The organism is Xanthomonas sp. NCPPB 1128 (assembly GCF_001043115.1).
In the GTDB taxonomy this organism is placed as follows: Bacteria; Pseudomonadota; Gammaproteobacteria; order Xanthomonadales; family Xanthomonadaceae; genus Xanthomonas_A.
This window is the reverse complement of the sequence record NZ_LFME01000015.1, coordinates 64,308-89,098: the sequence shown is the minus strand read 5'-3', so window position 1 is coordinate 89,098 and position 24,791 is coordinate 64,308. Positions and strand designations below refer to the sequence as shown.

General features: G+C 69.3%; 17 protein-coding genes and 1 pseudogene. 4 read left to right on the top strand and 14 right to left on the bottom strand.

Features of this window, described 5'->3' with window-relative positions; translation table 11 throughout:
* Positions 1–1,404: an MFS transporter gene (locus ACP93_RS11330; RefSeq protein WP_048490795.1), complete on the bottom strand. Its 1,404-nt coding sequence runs from the start codon at positions 1,402–1,404 to the stop codon at positions 1–3.
* Between the two features lie 188 nt (positions 1,405–1,592).
* Between ACP93_RS11330 and ACP93_RS11325 the strand changes: the two genes are divergently transcribed.
* A complete protein-coding gene (locus tag ACP93_RS11325) occupies positions 1,593–2,411 on the top strand; it encodes a helix-turn-helix transcriptional regulator (RefSeq protein WP_048490794.1) in 819 nt (272 codons plus the stop codon).
* A gap of 198 nt (positions 2,412–2,609) precedes the next feature.
* On the opposite strand, the gene ACP93_RS11320 is transcribed toward ACP93_RS11325, so the two are convergent.
* From ACP93_RS11320 to ACP93_RS11270, 12 genes and pseudogenes are all read right to left on the bottom strand, one after another.
* On the bottom strand, positions 2,610–3,686 hold the full coding sequence (locus ACP93_RS11320; RefSeq protein WP_048490793.1) for a protein-glutamate methylesterase/protein-glutamine glutaminase: 1,077 nt from the start codon (positions 3,684–3,686) through the stop codon (positions 2,610–2,612).
* A gap of 28 nt (positions 3,687–3,714) precedes the next feature.
* Positions 3,715–4,521 (bottom strand): CheR family methyltransferase, encoded by an 807-nt coding sequence (locus tag ACP93_RS11315; RefSeq protein WP_048490792.1) that lies wholly within the window; start codon positions 4,519–4,521, stop codon positions 3,715–3,717.
* A 12-nt stretch (positions 4,522–4,533) separates the two neighbouring features.
* Entirely contained in the window at positions 4,534–5,805 is a 1,272-nt protein-coding gene (locus tag ACP93_RS11310; protein WP_048490791.1) for an EAL domain-containing response regulator, read from the bottom strand.
* Positions 5,806–5,854: 49 nt separating this feature from the next.
* Positions 5,855–6,388 carry a chemotaxis protein CheW gene (locus tag ACP93_RS11305; RefSeq protein WP_048490808.1) on the bottom strand — a complete coding sequence of 178 codons (534 nt, stop codon included), beginning with the start codon at positions 6,386–6,388 and terminating at the stop codon, positions 5,855–5,857.
* A gap of 9 nt (positions 6,389–6,397) precedes the next feature.
* A complete protein-coding gene (locus ACP93_RS11300) occupies positions 6,398–8,314 on the bottom strand; it encodes a HAMP domain-containing methyl-accepting chemotaxis protein (protein ID WP_255347933.1) in 1,917 nt (638 codons plus the stop codon).
* A 48-nt stretch (positions 8,315–8,362) separates the two neighbouring features.
* Positions 8,363–10,354 carry a methyl-accepting chemotaxis protein gene (locus tag ACP93_RS11295; protein ID WP_048490789.1) on the bottom strand — a complete coding sequence of 664 codons (1,992 nt, stop codon included), beginning with the start codon at positions 10,352–10,354 and terminating at the stop codon, positions 8,363–8,365.
* Positions 10,355–10,409: 55 nt separating this feature from the next.
* The gene (locus tag ACP93_RS11290) at positions 10,410–12,548 is read right to left on the bottom strand and encodes a methyl-accepting chemotaxis protein (protein WP_048490788.1); all 2,139 of its coding nucleotides are present in this window, start codon (positions 12,546–12,548) and stop codon (positions 10,410–10,412) included.
* 58 nt (positions 12,549–12,606) lie between these two features.
* Entirely contained in the window at positions 12,607–14,688 is a 2,082-nt protein-coding gene (locus ACP93_RS11285) for a chemotaxis protein CheA (RefSeq protein WP_048490787.1), read from the bottom strand.
* A 13-nt stretch (positions 14,689–14,701) separates the two neighbouring features.
* Positions 14,702–15,022 (bottom strand): STAS domain-containing protein, encoded by a 321-nt coding sequence (locus tag ACP93_RS11280; protein WP_048490786.1) that lies wholly within the window; start codon positions 15,020–15,022, stop codon positions 14,702–14,704.
* A gap of 447 nt (positions 15,023–15,469) precedes the next feature.
* Positions 15,470–17,854, bottom strand: a complete 2,385-nt coding sequence (mfd, locus tag ACP93_RS11275) for a transcription-repair coupling factor (RefSeq protein ID WP_343123108.1) — start codon at positions 17,852–17,854, stop codon at positions 15,470–15,472.
* Positions 17,828–19,129 (bottom strand): annotated as a pseudogene (locus ACP93_RS22500) (transcription-repair coupling factor); the annotation flags it as partial. The gene mfd and the pseudogene ACP93_RS22500, both read right to left, overlap by 27 nt.
* A 122-nt stretch (positions 19,130–19,251) precedes the next feature.
* Positions 19,252–19,794: a GNAT family N-acetyltransferase gene (locus ACP93_RS11270; protein ID WP_048490784.1), complete on the bottom strand. Its 543-nt coding sequence runs from the start codon at positions 19,792–19,794 to the stop codon at positions 19,252–19,254.
* A 132-nt stretch (positions 19,795–19,926) separates the two neighbouring features.
* Here ACP93_RS11270 and ACP93_RS11265 point away from each other — a divergent pair, with 132 nt between their 5' ends.
* The gene (locus ACP93_RS11265; RefSeq protein ID WP_048490783.1) at positions 19,927–20,889 is read left to right on the top strand and encodes a YwqG family protein; all 963 of its coding nucleotides are present in this window, start codon (positions 19,927–19,929) and stop codon (positions 20,887–20,889) included.
* 57 nt (positions 20,890–20,946) lie between these two features.
* On the opposite strand, the gene rlmJ is transcribed toward ACP93_RS11265, so the two are convergent.
* On the bottom strand, positions 20,947–21,804 hold the full coding sequence (gene rlmJ, locus ACP93_RS11260) for a 23S rRNA (adenine(2030)-N(6))-methyltransferase RlmJ (RefSeq protein ID WP_048490782.1): 858 nt from the start codon (positions 21,802–21,804) through the stop codon (positions 20,947–20,949).
* Between the two features lie 242 nt (positions 21,805–22,046).
* Between rlmJ and ACP93_RS20835 the strand changes: the two genes are divergently transcribed.
* Both ACP93_RS20835 and creB read left to right on the top strand, forming a co-directional pair.
* The gene (locus ACP93_RS20835; protein WP_157862432.1) at positions 22,047–23,987 is read left to right on the top strand and encodes a GGDEF domain-containing protein; all 1,941 of its coding nucleotides are present in this window, start codon (positions 22,047–22,049) and stop codon (positions 23,985–23,987) included.
* Between the two features lie 93 nt (positions 23,988–24,080).
* Positions 24,081–24,791, top strand: coding sequence for a two-component system response regulator CreB (gene creB / locus ACP93_RS11250; protein WP_082143437.1), 711 nt, complete (start codon positions 24,081–24,083; stop codon positions 24,789–24,791).

Here is a 24,791-nt window from a genome sequence, read left to right as displayed (position 1 = left end):
TCAATGCACCGGGCGCGCGGCCAGGTCGGCGGCGATGCTCGCCAGCAGCGGCCGGCGCAACCGGCAGCGCAGGATCACCGCGGCCAGCAGCAGGTGCAGGCCGGCGGGGATCAGGGTTTCCAGCAGGGTGATGGCCTGCAGCGAGGCGGGACTCTGCTGTGCGGCACCGGCGCGGTAGCCGGCGTAGACGAACAACGCGCTGATCACCACCGCGCTCGAGGCCCAGGCCAGCTTGATGCAGAACAGGTTGAAGGCGAAGTTGATGCCCGAGGAGCGCACCCGGTTCTTCCAGGCGCCGTAGTCGTCGGCGAAGGCCATCAGCGAGAAGTGCAGCGGCAGCGCGAAGCCCAGCACCAGGCAGTGCACGAAGATCACCGCCAGCCACAGCGTCTGCTGCGCCGGCCCGGTCGGCAGCCACCACTGCGCCACGCCGAACGCGGCCAGCGCCAGGTTGGTGTGCAGGTACAGCGCCAACGGGTCGAAGCGGCGGCACAGCGCATTGACCACGATTGCGCCGAGCACCGTGGCCAGCGCTACCATCGCGAAGAACAGCGAGGCGTAGCCGCTGCTGCCGCCGAGCACGTAGGTGATGAAGTACAGATAGGCGCCGCCGCGGATGTTGTACACGTTGATCAGCAGAAACGACATCAGCAGCACCAGCCGCAGTTGGTCGTTGCGCAGCAGGCCGCGCAGGTGTGCGCCGATGCCGGCACCGCCGAGCAGGCTGACCGGGACGCGCTCGCGCACGGCGAAGAAGCAGCCCAGGAACATCGCCACCGCCAGCGCCGCCAGCAGACCCACGCCAAGCTGGTAGCCGCGCGCCGCGTCGCCGTTGCCCAGTTCCCGCACCAGCCACGGCAGCCCGACCGACACCAGGAAGCCGGCGATGCCGCACAGCACGAAGCGCCAGGATTGCGCCGAGACCACGTCGCGGTGGTCGCCGGTCATGCTGTTGATCAGCGCGCAGTAGGGCACGTTGATCGCGGTGTAGCACAGCGACAGCAGGAAATAGCTGGCGAAGGCATAGGCGATCTTGGCGCCGGCGCTCAGCTGCGGCGCGCTGAAGGTCAGCACGCAGGCGATGCCGATCGGCACCGCGACCCACAGTTGCCAGGCGCGGAAACGGCCCCAGCGGCTGCGGGTGCGGTCGGCGATCAGGCCCATCACCGGGTCGGACACCGCGTCGGCCACGCGCAGCACGGTGAACAGCGTGCCGACCAGTGCCGGAGTCAAGCCGAACACGTCGGTGTAGAAGAAGGTGAGGAAGTTGGCGATCAGGCAGGTGACCACCGTGCCGCCGGCATCGCCCAGGCCGTAGCCGAACTTCTCCAGGCGCGACAGGCGCGGCGTGGTCGCGGCCGGCGCGGCGTCTGCGGCGGCGTGGCCGATGGCGGTCGCAGTCAACGGGGCGGCTCCTGGCGCGCGCGGTCCGGCGCCAGCGCAAAGTGGCATGGCCGCGCACCCGCGACAAGAGTCTGTGCGGTATAAAACCGGTACGATTCCGACCACGATTGCCAGGCCGCACATGTGTGGCGGCTCTCATTCGATTGCTGCAGTGCAACGTGTCGCGCGCAAGGGGAGACGTTTCCGACATGCTCGAGTTCGCCGTCGCCTATCCGATCCGGGTCCAGAACGGAGGCCTGTTCATTTCCCGCGGGGTGGGCGCGCATCCGGCACGGGTGATCCAGTCCTACGAGCTGATCTTCGTCGAACGCGGCATCCTGTCGATTCGCGAACAGGACAGCGACTTCCACGTCGGCCCCGGCGAGACGCTGCTGCTGTGGCCGGGCCGTGCGCATGCCGGCCTTGGCCAGTTCCCGGACGACCTGCGCTTCTACTGGGTGCATTTCGAACTGGAGCCGGGCGTGGCGCAGGCGGACAACGCGGTGGCGCTGTCGATGCCGCAGCGCACCGCGATCCGCGACCCGGAGCGTTTCGTCGGCCTGTTCCGCTGGTTCCTGGCCGAGCAGGAGGAGCGGCGCACGCTACCGATGCTGGAGCCGATCGTGCTGTCGATGCTGCAATGCGTGGCCGGTGCATGGCCGGATCCGCACGACTCCGAGCGCGCGGGAGTGGCGCTGGCGTACCGCGCCAAGCAACTGATCGGCACGCAGTTCCATACCGCGCTCACCGCCTCGTCGCTGGCCGCGCAACTGCACTGCAATCCGGATTATCTGGGCCGCATCTACCGGCGCAGCTTCGGCACCACGCTGACCGAGGCGATTCATCGTCAGCGCATCGCCTTTGCCGAGAAGCTGCTGCTGGTCAACACCTGCGCGGTGGACGACGTCGCGCAGCGCGCCGGCTTCAGCGACAGCGGCTACTTCCGCCGGGTGTTTCGCCAGCGTCTGGGCATGACGCCCAGCGCCTACCGGCGCCTGTACTGCAAGGAGCACATCAATTCGGGCTGAGGGGGCTTGCTGGTGCGGTGCGCGTGCGCATGCCGCGCACCTCTTTGCAGGTGCGCGGGTGCCGGTCGGCTGCTGCGGTGGCAATGCGCAGCCTGCCTGCGTCGTAGGAGCGGCTTCAGCCGCGACGGGCCTTCCATGGGAAGGCTCCGTCGCGGCTGAAGCCGCTCCTACGGTAGGGTGATGCGGCGGCTGGCTGTATTAGCTCAGCTGCTGGCCGATCTCGCGCGCCATCGCGCCCAGCGGCAGGATCTTCTCCGCGCCGCCGCGCTTGATCGCTTCCTTGGGCATGCCGAACACCACGCTGCTCTGTTCGTCCTGGGCCACGGTACGCGCGCCGGCCTGGCGCATTTCCAAAAGACCCACTGCGCCGTCGTCGCCCATGCCGGTCATGATGATGCCCAGCGCATTGCCGCCGGCGGCGCGCGCGGCGGAACGGAACAGCACGTCCACCGAGGGCCGGTGTCGGTTCACCGGTGGTCCGTCCAGCACTTCGACGAAGTACTGCGCGCCGCTGCGACGCAGCAGCATGTGTTTGCCGCCCGGTGCGATCAGTGCGCGTCCCGGCACCACGCGATCGTTGTTGGCCGCTTCCTTCACCGAGATCTGGCACAGCGTGTCCAGGCGCGCGGCGAAGGCGGCGGTGAACTTCTCCGGCATGTGCTGGACGATGACGATGCCCGGGCTGACCCGCGGCAGCGCGGTCAGCACTTCCTCCAGCGCCTGGGTGCCGCCGGTGGAGGTGCCGATCGCCACCACCCGTTCGGTGGTCTGCGACAACGCGCGGCCGCCCTGCGCCGGCAGGATCACGTCGGCGGTGTGCTTGATCTCCGGCTCTGCCGGGGCCACGGCCGGCCGCGCCGACAGGCGCTTGACGTTGGCGCGCGCTGCGCTCTTCACCGTGGCGATCATTTCCTCGGCCGAATCGGTGAGGAATTGTTTGAGGCCGAGCTTGGGCTTGGTCACCACCGCCACCGCGCCGGCGGCCAGCGCGTCCATGGTCACCCGCGCGCCCTTCTCGGTGAGCGTGGAGCAGATCACCACCGGAGTGGGGCGCTCGCTCATGATCTTGCGCAGGAAGGTGATGCCGTCCATCTTCGGCATCTCCACGTCCAGCACGATCACGTCCGGCCACTGCTGGCGCATCTTGTCCATCGCCAGCAGCGGATCGGCCGCGGCGGCGATGACCTCGATGCCGGGCGCGTCGTTGAGCACGGCGACCAGCACCTGGCGCACCACCGCCGAATCGTCGATCACCATGGCCTTGATCGTGGTCATGCGGGGTTCCCTCCTGGCACGTCGGCCTTCATGGTTTGCGGTACACCGACGGCGCGATCTGCACCACGTCGCTGTTGACGTCGTTGAGACTCTCGGAGTGGCCGATGCAGAAGATGCCGCCACGCTTGAGCGTGCCGAGCACCCGCGTCACCACTTCGCGCTTGGTCTGGCCATTGAAGTAGATCATCACGTTGCGCAGGAACACCACGTCGAACTGGCCCAGGTTGGGCAGCGGCGCGTTGAGGTTGGCGTGCAGGAAGCGCACGTGGTCGCGGATGCGGCGGTCGATCAGCATGCTGCCCTCGTACTCGCCGCGGCCCTTGAGGCAGTAGCGCTTGAGCATGGCCGGCGGCATGTGCTCGATGCGCAGCAGCGGGTAGTGGCCGGTGCGCGCCTTGGCCAGCACGCGGGTGCTGATGTCGGTGCCGACCACCTCGTAGGGACGGCCCTGCAGGGTGTCGTCCAGCACCATGGCCATGCTGTAGGCCTCCTCGCCGGTGGAACTGGCTGCGCTCCAGCAGCGGAACGGCGCACTGCCGGTATGCGCGGCGGCGATGCTGCGCAGCAGGTCGAAGTGCTTGGGCTCGCGGAAGAAATAGGTTTCGTTGGTGGTCAGCAGGTCGATCGCGGTCTGCACCTCGCCGCTGCCCTCGCGGCTTTCCAGCAGCTTGAGGTACTGGGTATAGGTCTGCAGCGAATGCGCCTTCAGGCGCTTGCCCAGGCGTCCGCACAGCATGGCCTTCTTGGCCGGCGAAATGGTGATGCCGGCGGCGTCGAAGATGAAACGCTGGAACCGGCCGAATTCCTGCTCGGTGATGGTGTCGTGGCTGGTCATGGTCCTGGCCGGTCAGTGGGTGGAGGCAGAAGCGGGGGCGCTGGCGTTGCCGATCGGGCCGTGTTCCTGCAGCAGGCGCTGGTGCTCCAGCAGCCAGGCATGCAGCGCGCCGCCCCCCAGCGGGCGCGCCAGCAGGTAGCCCTGGCCGAAGTCGCAGCCCAGCTCCTGCAGCAGGGTCCAGTCCTCCACCGTTTCGATGCCCTCGGCGACGGTGCTCAGGCCCAGCCGCTGGGCCATGCCCAGCGCCGATTCGAGGACCGTGCGCAGGTTGCGGCTGCGGTGCGCGTCGTGGACGAAGATGCGGTCGATCTTCAACTCGGTGAAGGGAATGCGGGTAAGTTGCTGCAGCGAGGAGAAGCCGGTGCCGTAGTCGTCCAGCGACAGGCCGAAGCCCTGCAGCCGCAGCCGCGCCAGCATGCCCAGCGCGCTGCCGCAGACCAGCGAGCTTTCGGTGATTTCCAGCACCAGGTCCGAGGGCGCCAGGCCGTGCTTGCGCAACAGCCCGAGCAGTTCGTCGAGCAGGTTCGGGTCCTGCAGCATGCTCGGCGACAGGTTCAGCGCCAGGGTCAGTTGAAACCCGTCCTGCTTCCACGCCGCCAGCCGTGCCATCGCCTGGTCGGCGACGCAGGCGGTGAGCGCGTGGATCAGGCCTTCGCGCTCTGCCACGGCGATGAAGCGGTCCGGCGCGATCGGCCCGGCGCTGGGATGGCGCCAGCGCGCCAGCGCTTCCACGCCGCCGACCCGGCCGCTGCGCATGTCCACCTTGGGCTGGTAGGCCACCTCGATCTCGCCGCGCTGCAGCGCTTCGCGCAGCAGCGCGGTCATCGTCGCCTCGCCGGGTGCCTCGGCATCGTTCCGTGGCGCCGGCGCGGTCGGCGCGTGGGCGCGCACCGCGGCGGCGAGTTGGGCGGCGCGCAGCGGCTTTTCCAGTCCCGCCAGCACCTGCAGGCCATTGCTACGGCCGACCTGCAGCACCGAGTCGATCAAGGCCGCGCCGCGCTGCGAGGCGACCACGATCGGCGCGCGCACGCCGCAGCGGGCGAGTGCGTCGAGCAATTGCACGCCGTCCATGCCGGGCATTTCCAGGTCCACGATCAACAGCCCCAGCGGCGCGCCTTGGGTGATCCTCGCCAGCGCGGCGTGGCCGTCGGCCGCGCCTTCCACCGCCACCGCGCCCATCCGCAGGCACAGGGCCAACGCGTGTTCGCGCTGGACCTGGCTGTCGTCGACCACCAGGACCGTGCCGAAGTGGTGCAGGGCGGCGGTGTCGGGGGACGTGGGCATGCGAAATCCGTTTCGAGGAAAGGGCAGGGCGCTGTGCGGCGAACGCCGGTCAGGCCGCGATGCCTTCTTCCAGGTGGGCGTCGAGGCTGGTCATGCTGGCGAACTCCTGGGGGGCCAGCACCGCATCGGCGGCGAGCAGGATCACGAAGCGCTCGCCGACCTTGCCCATGCCGTGGATGAAATCGCGGCGGATGCCGGTGCCGAACGCCGGCGGCGGCGCGATGTCGGCGGTGGCGATCTCCAGCACCTCGCTGACCGCGTCCACCAGCAGGCCGAGCACCTGGCGCTCTTCGCCGGCGGCCACCTCGATGATGACGATGCAGGTGCGCTTGCTGATCTCGCTGGGCGCGCGGCCGAAGCGCTGCTGCAGGTCCACCACCGGCACCACCGCACCGCGCAGGTTGATCACCCCGCGCAACGCGGGCGGCATCATCGGCACGTCGGTCGGCGTGCGGTACTCGATGATTTCCTTGATGCCGAGGATGCCGACGCCGAACATTTCCTTGCCGAGCAGGAAGGTCAGGAACTGGTCCGTCGCCAGGTCGCCGGCGTCGGAGGAGGAGAGCGAAGCGGAAGCGTTCATGGCCATGTCTCAGAAGGTTTCGAAGTGGGCTTCGTCGAGCGAGTCCGCCAGGATCAACTGGCCGTTGGCGACGCGCGCGATCGGCTTGGAACCGGCGTGCCCGCTGCGGCCGCGCCCGGCGCCAGGACGGCGCGCGGCGGTCCTGGCCTGCGGAGTGCTGTGCACCTTGAAGAAGCTCATCAGCTGCTGCAGCTGCTCGGCCTGCGCGCTCATCTCCTCGGCCGTGGCGGCCAGTTCCTCGGAGTTGGACGCGGCCTGCTGGGTGGTCTGGTTGAGCTGGCCGACCGCGGCATTGATCTGGCCGACGCCGGAGGTCTGTTCCTCGGAAGCGGCGGTGATCTCCTGCACCAGGTCGGAGGTGCGCTTGATCGACGGCACCATTTCGTCCAGCAGCTTGCCGGCGTTCTCGGCCAGTTCCACGCTGGAGCTGGCGACGTCGCCGATTTCCTGCGCCGCGATCTGGCTGCGTTCGGCCAGCTTGCGCACTTCCGCGGCGACCACGGCGAAGCCCTTGCCGTGTTCGCCGGCGCGTGCGGCTTCGATCGCCGCGTTCAGCGCCAGCAGGTTGGTCTGGTAGGCGATGTCGTCGATGATGCCGATCTTCTGCGCGATCTGCTTCATCGCCTGCACGGTCGCCCGCACCGACTCGCCGCCGTCCAGCGCCTGGCTGGAGGCCTTGCTGGCCATGCCGTCGGTGATCTTGGCGTTCTCGGTGTTCTGCGAGATCGACGCGGTCATCTGCTCCAGCGAGGCGCTGGTCTCTTCCACGCCGGCGGCCTGTTCGCTGGCCGCCTGGCTCAGCGACTGCGCGGTGGCGCTGACCTCTTCCGAGGCACTGGCCAGCGACTCGGCATTGCCGTTGACCTCGCTGACCACCTGCGACAGGCGCGCGATGGTGTCGTTGATGTAGTTCTTCATCTCGGCGTAGGCGCCGTCGTAGTGCTTGTCGATGCTCTGGGTCAGGTCGCCCTCGGCCAGGCCGCCCATCACCCGCACCACGTCCTGGATGCTGCCGCCGGTGGTGGTCGCCAGGTCGTTCAGGCCCTGGCCCATCTCACGCTGGAACCCGGACAGGCCGTCCAGCGCGATCCGCTCGGAGAAGTCGCCGCGGTTGGCGGCGGCGACCACGCGGCGCTGGACGTCGATCACCAGCTTCAGTCGCTCGACCATGGTGCGCATCGCATATAGCGCGCTGCCGTTGTCGTTGGCGCGGACCGCCACATCCAGGTTGAGGTCGCCTTGCGCCACCTTGTTGGCGATCTCGGCCACGTAGGCCGGCTCGCCACCCAGCAGGCGGGTGAGCAGGCGCACGATGACCACGGCCACCACCGCGCCCAGCAGCAACGCCACCGCGATGGTGGCGATGATCAGCGTGCGGGCGGACGCGTAGAGTTCGTCGCCGCGGTCGCTGGCGTCCTGGCCGCCCTTGACGTTCAGGTCGACCAGCTTGTCGATCGCCTCGGCGGTGCTGCGGAAGATCTGCCGCTGCTCACCGTTCAGCACGGCCGTCGCCTCCTGGGTCTTCCCCTGTGCGGTGAGCGCCAGCAGCTGCTTGTGCAATTCGGTATAGCGGTCGAAGTTCTTGGCGAAATCCGTGTACAGCGCCTGCTCCTCGGGCGAGGAGATCAGCGGGATATAGGTCTTCCTGTTGTTCTCGAACGCCTCCAACGTCTTGATCATGCGCGTGTCGTAGTCCTGCATCTCGGCCGGACTGGTGGCGACGACCCGCTGCAACTCCAGCAAGCGCAGCTTGTTGAAGTTCGCGCTCATCTCCTCGACATTGCGCACGCTGGGCATCCAGTTGGTGGCCAGTTCGGTGGAGGAGCCATTGATCCGGGCCATTTGCAGCGTGGCGAAAATGCCGGTTCCCAGCAACAGCAGCAACACCAGGCCGAAGCCGATGCCGATACGCGTGCCGATTTTCATGTGCGTGAACATCGTGATCCCCTGGATGTGATGTCGTGGAAGTGGATATCAGAACGTGTCGAAGTGGGCTTCGTCCGGCGCGGGCACCAGTGCCAGGCCGACCTCCCCGAAGCCACGCTTGCGCGCCGGCGCCGCCTTGCGCGCCGCGGCCGGTGTCGCGGCCGCACGTCGCGGCGACACCGCCTGATTGGTGCGGAAGAAACTCATCAACTGCTGCAACTGCTCGGCCTGGCCGCTCATTTCCTCGGCGGTGGCGGCCAGTTCCTCGGAGTTGGCCGCGGCCTGCTGGGTGGTCTGGTTGAGCTGGCCGACCGCGGCGTTGATCTGGCCGACGCCGGAGGTCTGTTCCTCGGAGGCGGCGGTGATCTCCTGCACCAGGTCTGAGGTGCGGCGGATCGACGGCACCATCTGGTCGAGCAGCTTGCCGGCGTTCTCGGCCAGCTCCACGCTGGACTCGGCGACCTGGCCGATCTCCTGCGCCGCCACCTGGCTGCGCTCGGCCAGCTTGCGCACTTCGGCGGCGACCACGGCGAAGCCCTTGCCGTGCTCGCCGGCGCGTGCGGCCTCGATCGCCGCGTTCAGCGCCAGCAGGTTGGTCTGGTAGGCGATGTCGTCGATGATGCCGATCTTCTGTGCGATCTGCTTCATCGCGGTCACCGTCGAGCGCACCGCATCGCCGCCTTCGTTGGCTTCGCGGGCGGCCTTGGCGGCCATGCTGTCGGTGACCTTGGCGTTCTCGGTGTTCTGCGCGATGGAGGCGGTCATCTGCTCCAGCGAGGCGCTGGTCTCTTCCACGCCGGCGGCCTGCTCGCTCGCGGCCTGGCTCAGCGACTGCGCGGTGGCGCTCACCTGCTCGGAGGCGCTGGCCAGCGCCTCGGCGTTGATGTTGACCTCGCTGACCACCTGCGCCAGGCGCGCGACGGTGGCATTGATGCTCTCGCACAGTTCCTTCAGCTGGCCCTGGCACTGTACGTCCGCTACCCGGGTCAGGTCGCCGCCCTCGACCGCCTTGAGCACCGCCCCGGCCTCGTTCAGCGGGCCGATCAGCGCGTCCAGGGTCAGGTTGATGCCGTCGACGATGCGGCGGAAGTCGCCATGGTGCTGGCTGGCATCGGCGCGCACGCCGAGGCGGCCGGCGCTGGCCGCCTCGGCGAGCAGGCTGGTGTCGCGGATCAGCGCGCGCAGGTTGGAGCGGACCTGCTCGATGGTATCGTTGATGAACACCTTCTTGCCGGCAAAGGTCTCCAGCGGCGCATCGAAGTTGCCGCGGCCGAACTCGGCGATGCAGGCCATGGCCTTCTTCTTGGTGGCGATGTGGTCGCCGACCATGCGGTTGATGCCATCGGCCATGCTGCGGAAGTCGCCTTCGAAGCGGTGGCTCTCGATCATCACGTCGATGTCGCCGGCGTCGTGCTGGGCGGACATGTGCCGCATCTGCGCAATCAGCCCCAGCAGGTTGCGGCGGACCTGTTCGATGGTCTCGTTGATGAAGGCCTTCTTGCCCGGGAACGCCTCCAGCGGCGCTTCGAAGTTGCCGCGACCGAACTCGGCGATGCAGGCCATGGCCTTCTTCTTGGTGGCGATGTGGTCGCCGACCATGCGGTTGATCCCGTCGGCGATGACCTTGAACTCGCCGTCGAAGCGGTGGCTCTCGATCACCACGTCGATGTCGCCGGCGTCGTGCTCGCGCGACATGCGCACGATCTCGTCGTTGATCTGGCGCACGCCAGTCTGCACCTGGCGCAGTGCCAGCAGCACCTCGCAGGCCTGGTCGTTGCGCACGGTCGGCATCACCACTTCGAAGTTGCCGTTGGCGAAACGTGCCAGGGTGGTGGTGGCGATCCGCAGCGAGCGGGTGATGGCGTGGACCGTGTAGGCCAGCACCGCGGCGGCGAGCACGGTGGCGCCGATGCTCAGTGCCAGGGTCTGCCCGGCGGGCAGGCCGAGGGCGAACCCGCACGCGGCGGCGGTCAATGGCAGCACGACGGCGATGGCCGAACCGGTCCACAGCTTGGAGGACAGCGAAAGGGAGTTGGACATGCCGGATACCTGTACGGGAAGAGAAGCACCAGCCGGCCGGCCGGTGCGGGAAGGGTCAGAACGAAACGAACGCGGCTTCTTCCAGGCGTGCGGCCTGGGCCGTGCCGGCGGGGCCGCCGAAACTGCGCGAGCGGGGCACGCGCTGCATCGGTGTCGGCAGACGTCGCGGTTGCGGGGTCTGCGCCGCCGTGGTGGTGGCGCCGGTGGTGAAGAAACTCATGAGCGTTTGCAACTGTTCGGCCTGGCTACTCATTTCTTCGGCCGTGGCGGCCAATTCTTCAGCGTTGGCAGCGGATTGCTGTGTTGTCTGGCTGAGCTGAACCACGGCGGCGTTGATCTGGCCGACGCCGGTACTCTGTTCCTCGGAGGCGGCGGTGATCTCCTGCACCAGGTCGGAGGTGCGGCGGATCGATGGTTCCATCTCGCCGAGCAGGCGCCCGGTGGTCTCGGCCAGGGTTACGCTGGTGCCGGCGACATCGCCGATCTCGTGCGCGGCCACCTGGCTGCGCTCGGCCAGCTTGCGCACTTCCGCGGCGACCACGGCGAAGCCCTTGCCGTGTTCGCCGGCGCGTGCGGCCTCGATCGCTGCATTCAGCGCCAGCAGGTTGGTCTGGTAGGCGATGTCGTCGATGATGCTGATCTTGCGCGCGATCTCCTTCATCGCCGAGACGGTGGCGCGCACCGCCTCGCCGCTCTCGGCGGCCTCGCGCGAGGCCTTGCTGGCCATGCCGTCGGTGATCTTGGCGTTCTCCGCGTTCTGCGCGATCGAGCCTGTCATCTGCTCCAGCGAGGCGCTGGTCTCCTCCACGCCGGCGGCCTGCTCGCTGGCCGCCTGGCTCAGCGACTGCGCCGTGGCCGAGAGTTCCTCGGCGGCGCTGGCCAGGGTGACGGCGTTGCCGTTGACCTCGTTGACGATGCTGGTGAGCTTGTCGATGGTCGCGTTGACGTAGCGCTGCATGTCGGCGAAGGCGCCCTCGTAGTGGCCCTGCACCTGGCGGCTCAGATCGCCCTCGGCCATCGCCCCCATCACCTTGATCACGTCGCCGACGCTGCGCAGGTTGCCGCGGGTCTGCTCGATGATCTCGTTGATGAAGGCCTTCTTGCCGGGCAGCTGCGGCATCGGCGCCTCGAAGTTGCCGCGGCCGAACTCGGCGACCACGCCCAACGCCTGCTTCTTGACCGTGATGTGCGCGGCGACCATGCGGTTGATGGCCTTGCCGATGGCGCAGAACTGGCCGTCCAGGTGGGTGCAGTCGATCTGCACATCGATGTCGCCCTTGTCGTGCTCCTCGGACATGCGCGCGATCTCGGCGATCAGGCGCTTGAAGTTGCCGCGCACCTGCTCGATGGTCTCGTTGATGAAGGCCTTCTTGCCGGGCAGCTGCGGCATGGCCGCGTCGAAGTTGCCGCGGCCGAACTCGGCGACCACGCCCAGCGCCTGCTTCTTGACCGCGATGTGGCTGCCGACCATGCGGTTGATGCCGTCGGCCATGCTGCGGAAGTCGCCCTGGAAGTGCGCGCTGTCGATGCTGGCATCGATCTCGCCGGCCTCGTGCTGCTCGGAGACACGGCGCATCTCGGCGATCAGGCCGAGCATGTTGCGCCGCACCTGCTCGATGGTGTCGTTGATGAAGGCCTTCTTGCCCGGGAACGCCGCAAGCGGCGCGGCGAAGTTGCCGCGGCCGAACTCGCTGACGCAGTCGATCGCCTGCTTGCACACGCCGATGTGGGCGCCGACCAGTTGGTTGATGTCGCCGGCCACGGTCCGGTAGGCGCCGTTGGCCTGCGCCGCATCCAGCATCACGTCGCAGTCGCCGGCGGCATGTGCGCTGGTCATGTGCGCGACGTCGGCCTGCAACTGCCGCAGCGGTCGCTGCGCGGCGAGCAGGGCCTGGCCGATCTCGCTGCCGCCCGCCGCCGCATCCACGCGGTCCAGCTCGCCCAGTGCCAGCGCCTGCAGGCCGGTGCGGGCCAGCTCCAGTTCGCGCTGCGCGGCCGTGGCCGCATGCTGTGCCGCGCGCACGCTGCGGCCCAGCACCGCGGCGGCGACCAGCGTGGCCACGGCGACCAGGGTCCATGCGGGGCCGCCGGCCAGCGGCAGTGCCAGCGCTGCGACGGCTGCAGCAGCGGGCAGGGCGACGGCGACGATGGCGGCCGTCGACAGGGTGGTAAGAGGCGTCCGGTTCTGGGACATGGCGGAGATTCCTGGTTGATGGCGCGACGTAGGAATGACGGCGGGGCGAGGCGGCGGCTCAGGCCGCCAGCGATTCGGCGCCGGGTTGCAACTGGCCGAGCAGCGACGGCACGTCCAGGATCAGCGCGACCCCGCCGCTGCCGAGGATGCTGGAGCCGCTGATGCCCTTGACCTGGGCGAAGACCTTGGAGAGCGGCTTGATCACGGTCTGCCACTCGCCGAGCAGGGTGTCGACCACCAGGCCGAACCGCTGCGAGCCCTGGCGGATCACCACGATGCTCTCGCGCGCCGGCGGCGCGCCGGCGATGGCGAACAGCGAGCGCAGGCGCACGTAGGGCAGCACGTTGCCGCGCAGGTCGATGTACTCGCTCTGGTAGTTCGGTGCGAACTCCACGCATTCCTCGACCACGTCCAGCGGCACCACGAACACCGACTTGCCGACCCCGACCTGGAAGCCGTTGATGATCGCCAGGGTCAGCGGCAGCCGCACCGAGATGGTGGTGCCCACGTCCTGCTGGCTGCTGATGTCCACGCTGCCGCGCAGCGCGGCGATGTTGCGTTTGACCACGTCCATGCCGACGCCGCGGCCGGACAGGTTGGTGACCTTCTCGGCGGTGGAGAAGCCCGGCTCGAAGATCAGCGCGAACACTTCGCGGTCGGAGAGCAGGCGGCCGGGTTCGATCAGGCCGCGTTCCAGCGCCTTGGCCAGGATCCGGTCGCGGTTGAGGCCGCCGCCGTCGTCGCTGATCTGGATGACGATGCTGCCGGAATCGTGGAAGGCGTTGAGCCGCACCGTGCCGCGCACCGGCTTGCCGCGCGCCTGGCGCACCTCGGCCGGTTCGATGCCGTGGTCCATGGCGTTGCGTACCAGGTGGGTCAGCGGATCGGCGATCTTCTCCACCACCGACTTGTCCAGCTCGGTGTCCTCGCCGTTGACCACCAGCACGATGTCCTTGCCCAGTTCGCGGGCGACGTCGTGGACCACGCGGTGGAAGCGGCTGAAGGTGCCGCCGATCTTGACCATGCGCAGCTGCAGCGCGCTTTCGCGCACTTCTTCGACCAGCCCGGCGAGGATCGAGGTGGATTCCAGCAACTGCGCATCGCCGGTGCGTTGCGCATTGGCGCCGGTGCTGGCGACGGCGATGATCAACTCGCCGACCAGGTCGATCATGCGGTCGAGCTTGTCGGCGTCGACGCGGATCGAGCCGCCTTCGCCGCGTGCAGCTGCGGCCTTGGCAGGGCCCGCGTTGGCGGCGGTGGTCGCTGCCGCGGCCGGGGCGCTGGCGATGGCCGCTGCGGCCGCGGCTGGCGCGGCCACCGGGGCGGCGCTCTCGAACCCGGCGAAGTCGTCGGCGCTGGCCTGGCTGCCGGCTTCGGCCACCAGCAGCGGCAGGTCCAGGTTGGCGGCGTCGCCGTTCGGCTCCACTGCCAGCACCTGCAGGTCGCAGTCGTCGCGCACGAATTCGAAGATGTCCTCGATCGCGGCCTGCTGCGCGTCGCTGCGCAACAGGATGTCGAAGCCCAGATAGCAGGCCTCCGGATCCAGCTCTGGCAACGCCGGCACGCGCTCGTGACGGGTACGCACTGCTTCCAGCGTGCCCAGGCTGCGCAGGCAGCGGATCAGGTGCAGCGGCGAGTTGCCGAAGCGCAGCGCATCGGTGAACAGTTGCAGCGAGATCCGCCAGTAGCCGGTCTGCGCGGGTGCGGCCGGGGCCGCTGGCGTTGCCGCGGCTGCGGCCGGCGCAGCGGCAGGTTGCAGGTAGGTCTGCAGGCGTTCCAGCAGCGGCGCGCCTGCGGCGGCCAGCGTGGCTTCGTCGGCCTCGGCGCCGGCGGCGGCTTCCACCAGCGCGCGGATGTGATCGCAGCAGGCCAGCATCAGTTGGATCAGTTCCGAATCCAGCGCGACGGCATGCTCGCGTACCAGGTCCAGCACGCTCTCCACCACGTGGGTGAAGCCGACCAACTGCGCCAGGTCGAACAGACCACCGGAGCCCTTGATGGTGTGGGCACCGCGAAAGATCGCGTTGACCGCGTCGGGACCGGCTTCGCCACGCTCGGCTTCCAGCAGATTGCGCTCCATGTCCTCGAGCAGGTCGCGGCTCTCGGCGATGAAGGTCTGCAGCAATTGATCCATGTTCATGTCGTGCTGCCGATTAGTGAAGAGTGTCGTCGCCGACGCGCTCGAACGCGTCGCCCAGGCCGAGCAGGTCCAGCGCATCGCCGACCGCCGTGCTGCAGCCCTCCAGGTGGAACGGCCGCCCCAGCGCGCGCAGCGCGGCCTGGGTGGCCAGCAGCAGTTGCACGCCGGTGGCATCGATGTCGGTGACCTCCTGCAACTGCAGGCGCAGGCCGCCGGGATGCTCCAGCGCCGGCAGCAGCAGCGGCTTCAGTTCGGCCGCACGACGGATGGTCATGTCGCCGTCCACGCGCAGCTGCAGCGGCGGATCCTGTTCATCGGGGGGCGTCGAGCGCATGGCGGGTCTCCGGCAGTAGGCAAGTGGAAAGCCGGTGGCGCCCCATGAAGGACACGTGCAGGCTTCGGTAAGAGCGATATCGGCGCAGACAGGAAATATTTAGAAATATTTAGCTCGCGTGAAGCATTTGTCTCCCACGCCGCACGCAAGCCTGAGTGGTTCAGACCAGCGCAAGATGCGCATCCCATAACGGCGTACGCGCAGCGGGCCTCGCAGATCTCCTGCACGTGCTGTGCCAATCGTGACGGCGCGTGAAGACGTCAAAAAAGCCGCGTAACGCGCGCCCTGTCGGTCTTCACGTGAAGACCGTTGCGTTCGGCTGTCGCGCAAACGGCAGGCACGCCGTACGCCGCCGCATGTGGCGGCGGCGTGTGAGAACGAGACGCGTGCGGCCCGGGTGCGACGGCCGCTCCTGTGTGTTGACGCGGGCAGGAGCGCCCGCGTCGCTCAGCGCGGCGACAGCGCGGTCAGCAGGCCGCGTGCGGCGTTGAAGCGGTCGGCCGCTTCCGGCAACGGCAGCTTGAGCTTCAATTTGTCCGGGCCGTCCATCGCGTACAGCTTGGGCTGCTTCTGGATCATCTGGATGATGGTCATCGGATCCACGTCGGGCTTGGCTTCGAACACCAGGCGCCCGCCGTGTTCGCCCAGTTCCAGCTTGCGGATGCCCAGCGCGTTGGCCTGCAGCTTCAGCTCGGCGATGGCGAACAGGTGCTTCACCGGATCCGGCAGCAGGCCGAAGCGGTCGATCATCTCCACCTGCAGTTCGCGCAGGCCGTCGCTGTCGCGGGCGCTGGAGATGCGCTTGTACAGGGTCAGGCGGGTGTGCACGTCGGGCAGGTAGTCGTCGGGGATCAGGGCGGGCACATGCAGTTCCACCTCGGCGCCGCGCACTTCCTCGCCGGCGTCCAGGTCCGGCAGCTTGCCCTGGCGGATGCTGCGCACCGCGCGTTCCAGCAGTTCGGTGTACAGGCTGAAGCCGACCTCGGCCATCTGCCCGCTCTGGTCCTCGCCGAGCAGTTCGCCGGCACCGCGGATCTCCAGGTCGTGGGTGGCCAGGGTGAAGCCGGCGCCCAGTTCGTCCATCGAGGCGATGGCGTCCAGCCGCTTCTGCGCGTCGGGGGTGATGCTGCGCCGGTCCGGCACCAGCAGATAGGCGTAGGCGCGGTGGTGCGAGCGGCCGACGCGGCCGCGCAACTGGTGCAGCTGCGCCAAGCCGAAGCGGTCGGCGCGGTTGATGACGATGGTGTTGGCGTTGGGAATGTCGATGCCCGATTCGATGATCGTGGTCGACAGCAGCACGTTGAAGCGCTGCTTCTGGAAATCCAGCATCACCTTTTCCAGCTCGCGCTCGGGCATCTGCCCGTGGGCGATGCCGATGCGCGCCTCCGGTACCAGCTCGCTCAGCTCGCGCTGCATGCGGCCGATGCTCTCCACGTCATTGTGCAGGAAGTACAGCTGGCCGCCGCGCGCCAGCTCGCGCTGGAAGGCTTCGCGCAGCAGCGCGTTGTCCCACTGGGTGACGAAGGTCTGCACCGCCAGCCGGTTCGGTGGCGGCGTGGCGATGATCGACAGGTCGCGCAGCCCGGCCATGGCCATGTTCAAGGTGCGCGGGATCGGCGTGGCGGTCAGCGTGAGCAGGTGCACGTTGGCGCGCAGCGCCTTCAGCGCTTCCTTCTGGCGCACGCCGAAGCGCTGTTCCTCGTCGACGATGACCATGCCAAGGTCCTTGAACTTCACGTCCGGCTGCAGCAGGCGATGGGTGCCGACGATCACATCGATGCTGCCGGCGCCGACCTTCTCCAGCTCGGCCTTGATCTCCTTGCTGCTCTTGAAGCGCGACAGTACCTCGACCTTGAGCGGGTAGTCGGCGAAGCGGTCGCGGAAGTTGCGGTAGTGCTGTTCGGCCAGCAGCGTGGTCGGCACCAGCACAGCCACCTGCTTGCCGGCGCTGGCCGCGGCGAAGGCCGCGCGCACCGCCACCTCGGTCTTGCCGAAGCCGACGTCGCCGCAGACCACGCGGTCCATCGGCTGGCTGCTGGCCAGGTCGCGCAGGGTGGCATCGATCGCGGCCAACTGATCGGGGGTTTCCTCGAACGGGAAGCCGGCGGCGAACGGCTCGTACATGCTGCGGTCCACCTGCAGCGCCAGACCGGCGCGGGCCTGGCGGCGCGCCTGGATCTCCAGCAGTTCCGCGGCCACGTCGCGCACCTTCTCGGCGGCCTTGCGCTTGGCCTTGGTCCATTGCTCGCCGCCCAGCGAATGCAGCGGCGCGGTCTCGGCCGAGGCGCCGGAGTAGCGGCTGATCAGGTGCAACTGCGCGACCGGCACGTACAGGCGGTCGCCCTTGGCGTATTCGATTTCCAGGAACTCGCCGGGCATGCCGCCGGCATCGAGCACGATCAGTCCGCGGTAGCGGCCGACGCCATGGTCCTCGTGCACGATCGGCGCGCCCTCGGACAATTCGCCCAGGTCGCGGATGATCGCTTCCGGCTCGCGCCCCACGCGACGGCTACGCCGCGGCTGGCTGGCGCGCTCGGGGAACAGCTGACGCTCGGTGAGCACCGCGATCCGTGGCTCTTCCAGCGCAAAGCCATCGTCCAGCGGCGCAACGGCAATGGCGAAACGTGCAGCATCAAGCCCCTCTCCCTGCGGGAGAGGGGTTGGGGTGAGGGTACGACCGCTAGGGAGTTTTGCCTGCGCGGCCGTCGAGGACGCGGACGAAGCAGGAGCCTTCTTCGATGAGGATGGCGCGCGCGCCGCACCCTCATCCGGCGCTTCGCGCCACCTTCTCCCGGTGGGAGAAGGGAGGAATGCCGTGAAGTTCGGCAGCACCTCCGGCTTCAGCTCCGCGGCGGCCAGCACTTCCAGCAGCGCCTCGCGGCGACCCGGCGAATCGGCGGCGATCAGGACCCGGCCTGGATAGTGATCGAGGAAGCTCTTCAGCGCCGCGCCCGGCGCGGCGTCCTTGGCCGCCACCGGCAACGGCGGCAGCGGCTGGTCGCCCAGTGCCTGCGCCTCGTCGATACGCGGATGGTCGGCGGCCCACACGTCGATGCGCGGCAGCCCATTGAGGCGTTCGCGCAACGCGTCCGGCGCCTGGTACAGCTCCTCCGGCGCCAGCAGCGGACGCTCCACGTCGTGGCGGCGTTGCTCGTAGCGGGCCTGGGTCTGCGTCCAGAACGCATCGGCGGCGGCGCCCACGCCCGGTGCGATCAGCGGCAGCACGTGCGCGCCCAGATAATCGAACAGGGTGGCAGTGGCCTCGCGCGCGCCGCTGCTGCGCGTGTCCTGGAAGAACAGCGGCAGGTAGTACTCGATGCCCGACGGCGCCAGCCCGGCCTTCAGATCCTGGTACAGCGCACTGCGCCGGGTGTCCACGTCGAAGCGCTCGCGCAGCGCGCTCAACACCCGCTCCACGCTGACGTCGTCCATCGGCACCTCGCGCCCGGGCAGCATGTGCACCGCCTGCACATGGTCCAGCGAGCGCTGCGATTCCGGGTCGAAGGCGCGGATCGAGTCGATGTCCTCGTCCAGCAGCTCGATGCGCAGCGGCGCCTCGGTGCCCATCGGATACACGTCGAGCAGACCGCCACGCACGGCGAAATCGCCCGGGTCCATCACCTGCGGCACGTTGCGGTAGCCGGCGCTCTCCAGCCGGCGCTTCTCCGCATCCAGGTCCAGGCGCTGACCCACGCGCAGGTCGAAGCTGCCGCCGACGATGTAGCGCAGCGGTGCCACCCGCTGCATCAGCGTCTGCACCGGCACCACCACGATGCCCTGGGTCAGCGTCGGCAGCCGATGCAACGCCGCCAGACGCTGGCTGACGATGTCCGGGTGCGGACTGAACTGGTCGTAGGGCAGGGTTTCCCAATCCGGGAACGGCACCACCGGCAGGCTCGGATCGTTGCCGAGCAGGCTGTGCAGGTCGGCTTCGAGCTGATGCGCGCTCTGGTTGTCGCGGGCGACCACCAGCAACGGGCCGCGATGCGCGGACGCGGCGCAGGCGATGTGCCAGGCCAGTGCGGTGGAGGACGCGGGCGCGCGCCAGTGCGCGCGGAGCTGGCCGGACTTGGGCAGCGGCGGAACGGGGAAGGGAAGGGGCGGCATGGACCAACTAGTTTAGCAAGGTCGGGACCCGGGGCCCGGGATCGGGGACCCGGAAGAGCAGGGGCTGAAGCTGCCTGCGGAACGCTGGCATTTCCGGGCTTCGGGTCCCGGGCCCCGGATTTTCAGTTGCCCAGTTCCAGCACCACGCGCACCAGGTCCGGATTGTCCGGATGCGGCATGCGCTGGAAGCCCAGCGACTCGGCCAGTTGCAGCATCGGCACGTTGCGCTCGAGCACATCGCCGTAGAGCCGGTCCAGGTACTTGCGGCGTGCCCACTTGACCAGCTTGCGCATCAATTGCCGGCCCAGGCCCTGGCCGGAAACGAAGCTGCTGACCAGGATTGCGTACTGCGCCTCGCGGGTGCCGGGGAGGATCGCGGCGCGCGCTACCGCGCCGACCACGGCCTCGCCCGGCGGCAGCGGCTCGGCCGCGACCAGGATCAGTTCCGACTTCGGATTGGGATGGGTGAGGCGTTGCGCCATGTCCTCGGTCAGTTCCTGCGTCGAATGCAGGAAACGCTCGCGGATTTCGGTCGGCCCGAGCAGGCCGAAGGCGCCCTGCAGCGGCGCGCTGTCCTCCGGCCGGATCGGCCGGATCAGCAACTCGCGCCCACTGGGCAGGGTGAAGGTTTCATGCCACGGAGGCATGCGGTTGCGGGTAGCCATGGCCGTATGATCCTCGACGAAGTCTGGATTCTCGCATTACCAAAACCTTGCGCCCGTGAACGCAGCGTCCTGTGGATGTGCCGTTCGGGTGGTCTTGCTAGAGTGGCGCTTCGTTCAAGGGAATGCACGACGATGAAGACATCGCATGCCGTGGCCGTGTCGGCGGCGATCGGATTGGGCCTGGTCGCGCTGCTGGCGTTGCTGCTGCTCGGCGGCCGCTGGTGGGTGCTGCGCGGGCAGCAAAGCCATACTCCGACGACCGCCACCGCCGCCGCTGACGCCGATGCGGAGCAACTGGCGACACAGGCATTGGCCCCGTACCAGGCGCGCCTGCAGGCCACGCGCCGGCCGATGCTGCAGGTGCAGTTGCAGCCGATGGCGCAGGACGATCGCCTGGCCAGCAAGGTCGGCGGGCGTCCCTACTGGACCGGGGACAGGTCCTATCCGCATGGCGCCGATGGCCAGCCGCTGGCACTGCTGGCGCAGATCGATCTGGCGCGCGTGCCGCCGCTGCCGGGCTACCCGCGCCAGGGCATGCTGCAGTTCTTCATCGGCGGCGACGATTTCTATGGCGCCAACTTCAGCGGCGCGCGCAGCGACCTGGCCGCGCTGAGTGAACAACGCAATTTCCGCGTGGTGTACTGGCCGCGGCCGGAGGCATCGGCGCGGCAGGCGCAGGTGCCGTTGCCGGCTGCCGAGAAGCTGCCGTTCGATCCGGCGCGGCCGCGGGCGATGCGGTTCGACACCAGCGAGGAAACCATCGGCAGCAGCGATGTAAGGTTCGAGCAGGTGCTCGGAAAGCCGCTGGATGAAGTCGCCGCCGCCTATGCCAACGGCCACGCGTTGTCGCAGGATGCGGTGGACGACGCGCTGTTCGATGCGCTGAGCCGCGGCGGGCACAAGCTTGGCGGCTATCCGGAGTTCACCCAGGAAGACCCGCGCACACTGCAGGACCAGCAGGTCCTGCTGCTGCAGTTGGACAGCGACGAGGAGATGATGTGGGGCGACAGCGGTGTCGCCAATTTCTTCATCGACCCGGACGACCTGCGGCGCGGCGATTTCAGCCGCGTTGCCTACCACTGGGATTGCTTCTGAGCGTGCGCATGCGCCAGGCGCGCGAGGTGCTGCGTGCCGTCGCCGTGTCCCGGCAGCTCACGCTTCGCGCTTGAGCCACTCCAGGCGCGTACTGGCGCCGCCTTCGCCCAGGTGCGCCTTCAGCGGCGGCAGCGCCTGCGCCAGGGTCTGCTCGAACTGCCAGGGCGGATTGAGCAGCAGCATGCCGCTGCCGTTGAGCCGCAGCGGCGAATCGTCCGGTCTCACCTGCAGCTCGGCGACCAGCGCCGACGTCACCGGCAGGGCCGCGGCCTTGCGGAAGAACGGCTGCAGGCTGCGGCGCTGCTTGATCGGGTACCACACCGCGCACACCGCCTGCGGCCAGCGGCCCAGGGTCTCGCGCAGCGCGGCCACGATCATCGGGTATTCGGCGTCCTGCGCCTCGTAGGGCGGGTCGATCAGCACCAGCCCGCGGCCGATCCGGTTCGCCCCGGACTTCGGCGGCAGGAACGCCTTGATCGCTGCATAGCCGTCGCCGGCATGCACCTGCACGCGGCGATCGTGGGCGAACAGCGTCTTGAGCTCGGCGGCTTCCTCGGGCTGCAGCTCGCAGGCGGCCAGCCGGTCCTGCGCGCGCAGCGCCTGCGCCACCAGCAGCGGCGAGCCGGGATACGCGACCAGCGCGCCCACGGGATTGTCGGCCTGCACCGCGCGCAGATAGCGCTCCACCACCTCGGGCAGGGTCGGCTGGCCCATCAGCCGCAGCACGCCAGCGACCGCCTCGCCGGTCTTGCGCGCCTCGTTGGCGGCGAACAGATAGCGACCGCGCCCGGCATGCGTATCGAGCACGAAGAACGGGCTGTCCTTGCGCTTGAACGCATCGAGCAGCGCCAGCAGCACGATGTGCTTGAGGACGTCGGCATGGTTGCCGGCGTGGAAGGCGTGGCGGTAATTCATCCGTGCAGTGTACGGGGCGCCACGCCGGCCGGCCACGCCTGGCATGGTGCCGGGCAGGGCGCGTCCGCGGCCGCGGTACACTAGCCGGGCGACCGCGCGCGGCCGCGCGGCGCCTGCCGGGCAAGGACCCGGAAGGCGTGGACGATGGGCCTGTGCATCCGGGCGCAGGCGTCGTCGGAGCGTTCGGGTGCGCAGTGCCGATACCGCGTGGGCGGCCGGCGGGTGCCACGGTTTGCATGGTCATGTCTTCTTCCCTGTTGCTCGGTGTCCTGGCGTTGGCGCTGCCGTTCGCCGCATGCGGTGCCTCTCGTTCCGAGGCCGCCACCCCTGGCGCAACGCAGGCCGCGGCATTCGATGCGCTGATCGAGGAGGTCGGCGCGCACGGCAAGGACATGGCCGCCGATGAGCAGGCCTACCGTGTCGCGCATGCCCGCCTGCAGGCGCTGCTGCCTGCCAGCGACCCGGTGCGGCGCGCGCGCCTAGACGCCTTCGACTGCCAGCATTTCCCGCAGGGGCCGGCGGCGGCGGTGGAGCAGGCGCGACGCGGCGAGCGCGGCGCGATCGCGCGCGCCCACGTGCAGGTGCGCCTGGAGTACCTGCTGTGCGAGACCTATGCGCTGTACAACGACGGCCAGCGCCCGGCCTACCTGCGGCCCGCCACCACGATCCTGGCGCTGACCGACGCGCAGCGGTTCCCGCGCCTGCGCGCGGCGGCCCTGCGCCTGCGCGCCTTCGCCGAGCGCGATGCCGGCCACTACGCGCAGTCGCTGCGCACCTTGCAGGAACTGCGCCGGCTCGACGCACAGCGCGATGCTGGCTGGGTGGCGCTGCTGACCCTGATCGGCATCGCCGACGCCTACCTGGACATGGGCCTGCCGGACCTGTCGCAGCAGGTCGTCGCCGAGGTCCTGCAGCGCGCCAGGCAGGGCGATGGCGGCTACATGCAGGCGCTGGCGGTGGAGCGCGAAGGCGCCATTGACGAGCAGCGCGGCGACCTGACGGCGGCGCTGGCCGCCTACCTGCGCGCGGCGGAGCTGCATGGCCGGCATCCGCTGGAAGGTTCACAGGCGTCGCTGTTGCTGCGTGCGGCGCGGGTCAATGCCTTGCTGGGACAGCTGCCACAGGCGCGGGCGCAGCGGCAGCAGGCCGAGGCGCAACTGCTCGCGATGGGTGCCACGCGGCTGATGCGCGCGCGACGCGATTACGTGGATGCGCTGATCGCCGAGCGCAGCGGCGACCCGCGCGCAGCCCTGGCGCTGGCCGAGCAGGCCGAACAGGGCTACCGCGCCAACGGCGACCTGCGCAGCCTCGGCGACGTGCTGGATCTGAAGGCCACGGCCTTGCGCGCGTTCGGCGCATGGCGCCAGGCACTGGATGCGCGCGAGGCGCAGATGCGGGTGCAGCAGGAACTGGACACGCGCATGCAGCGCGAGCAATCGCAATTCCTGATCGCCGAATCGGAAAGCCGCGAGCGCGACCTGGCGGCGCTGCAACTGGCGCAGAAGGCCGAAACCCAGCGCAATCGGCTGCAGGCGATGGAGCGCGAGGCGACCCTGCGCCGCGCGCTGCTGGGCGCGGCGCTGCTGTTGCTGGCGGTGCTCGGCGGGGTGCTGTTCCTGACCCTCGGGCGCCTGCGCGGCGCCCGCCGAGAAGTGCGCATCGACAGCCTCACCGGCGTCGCCTCGCGGCGCCAGGTCCTGAGCGAACTGGACACCGCGCTGGCGGCGTTGCCGCGTGGCGGGCGCATGCCGTTGGCGGTGCTGGCGCTGGACGTGGACCACTTCAAGCGCATCAACGACGAGCACGGCCATGCGGCGGGCGACCAAGTGCTGCGGCTGGTCGCCACGACCCTGCGCCAGCGCCTGCGCAGGAACGACAGCTTCGGCCGCACCGGTGGCGAGGAGTTCCTGGCGCTGTTGCCCGGCGCGGCCTGCGCCGAGGCGAGTCAGCTGGCGGACCAACTGCGTGAGGTGCTGGAGCGGCAGTCGTTCGACGCGGTGGTGCCAGGCCTGCGCCTGACCGTCAGCATCGGCGTCGCCGAAGCCGGCGCTGGCGAAAGCAGCCAGGCATTGCTGGCGCGCGCCGATGCCGCGCTGTACCGGGCCAAGCACGGCGGCCGCAATCGGGTGGAGCTGGCGGCGCCGTCGGCCGCGTCCGGCGCGCACCGCGGCAGCCGCGGCTGACCCGGTCCCCACCTGCGCGCGGCGCAGGCCGTACCGACCATGGCCGATGCCGGCAATGGCGGCACGGACTGCCGCGGCGCCCGCGTGGCCGCTATGCTGCGCGCCATGTCCACGCCTGCCGCCGCCTGTGTCCTCGTGGTCGAGGACGAATCCGCCATCGCCGACACCGTGCTGTACGCGTTGCGCAGCGAGGGCTACCAGGTACGCCACTGCCAGCTCGGGCGCGAGGCGCTGGCGCAGGTGCGCGAGGGCGGCATCGACGTGGTGGTGCTGGACGTGGGCCTGCCGGACCTGAGCGGGTTCGAGGTGTGCCGCACGCTGCGCGGCTTCAGCCAGGTGCCGGTGCTGTTCCTGACCGCGCGCAACGAGGAGATCGACCGCGTGCTCGGCCTGGAACTGGGCGCCGACGACTACATGGCCAAGCCGTTCTCGCCGCGCGAACTGGTCGCGCGGGTGCGGGCGCGGCTGCGACGTCCGGCGGTCGTCGTCGGCGAGGCCGAGGCCGGTTGGCAGCAGCACGGCGATTTCGCCATCGACCGCGACGGCCGCCGCATCCGCTGGCGCGGCGCAGTGCTGGACCTGACCCGCTACGAGTACGCGCTGCTGGCGGCGCTGCTGCAGCGGCCCGGCGCCATCCTCAGCCGCGCGCAACTGATGGACCGCGGCTGGGACAGCAGCGCCGACAGTGCCGACCGCACCGTCGACACCCACATCAAGACCCTGCGCGCCAAGCTGCGCGCGGCCGGCGCCAGCCACGACCCGATCCGCACCCACCGTGGCCTCGGCTACGCGCTGGAGGCCTGA

What these genes read in the sequence shown, in the direction of transcription:
- ACP93_RS11325 (WP_048490794.1), top strand. Translation starts at nt 1,593, where the DNA reads ATGCTCGAGTTCGCCGTCGCCTATCCGATCCGGGTCCAGAACGGAGGC.
- ACP93_RS11320 (WP_048490793.1), bottom strand. Translation starts at nt 3,686, where the DNA reads ATGACCACGATCAAGGCCATGGTGATCGACGATTCGGCGGTGGTGCGC.
- ACP93_RS11315 (WP_048490792.1), bottom strand. Translation starts at nt 4,521, where the DNA reads ATGACCAGCCACGACACCATCACCGAGCAGGAATTCGGCCGGTTCCAG.
- ACP93_RS11310 (WP_048490791.1), bottom strand. Translation starts at nt 5,805, where the DNA reads ATGCCCACGTCCCCCGACACCGCCGCCCTGCACCACTTCGGCACGGTC.
- ACP93_RS11305 (WP_048490808.1), bottom strand. Translation starts at nt 6,388, where the DNA reads ATGAACGCTTCCGCTTCGCTCTCCTCCTCCGACGCCGGCGACCTGGCG.
- ACP93_RS11300 (WP_255347933.1), bottom strand. Translation starts at nt 8,314, where the DNA reads ATGAAAATCGGCACGCGTATCGGCATCGGCTTCGGCCTGGTGTTGCTG.
- ACP93_RS11295 (WP_048490789.1), bottom strand. Translation starts at nt 10,354, where the DNA reads ATGTCCAACTCCCTTTCGCTGTCCTCCAAGCTGTGGACCGGTTCGGCC.
- ACP93_RS11290 (WP_048490788.1), bottom strand. Translation starts at nt 12,548, where the DNA reads ATGTCCCAGAACCGGACGCCTCTTACCACCCTGTCGACGGCCGCCATC.
- ACP93_RS11285 (WP_048490787.1), bottom strand. Translation starts at nt 14,688, where the DNA reads ATGAACATGGATCAATTGCTGCAGACCTTCATCGCCGAGAGCCGCGAC.
- ACP93_RS11280 (WP_048490786.1), bottom strand. Translation starts at nt 15,022, where the DNA reads ATGCGCTCGACGCCCCCCGATGAACAGGATCCGCCGCTGCAGCTGCGC.
- ACP93_RS11270 (WP_048490784.1), bottom strand. Translation starts at nt 19,794, where the DNA reads ATGGCTACCCGCAACCGCATGCCTCCGTGGCATGAAACCTTCACCCTG.
- ACP93_RS11265 (WP_048490783.1), top strand. Translation starts at nt 19,927, where the DNA reads ATGAAGACATCGCATGCCGTGGCCGTGTCGGCGGCGATCGGATTGGGC.
- rlmJ (WP_048490782.1), bottom strand. Translation starts at nt 21,804, where the DNA reads ATGAATTACCGCCACGCCTTCCACGCCGGCAACCATGCCGACGTCCTC.
- ACP93_RS20835 (WP_157862432.1), top strand. Translation starts at nt 22,047, where the DNA reads ATGTCTTCTTCCCTGTTGCTCGGTGTCCTGGCGTTGGCGCTGCCGTTC.
- creB (WP_082143437.1), top strand. Translation starts at nt 24,081, where the DNA reads ATGCTGCGCGCCATGTCCACGCCTGCCGCCGCCTGTGTCCTCGTGGTC.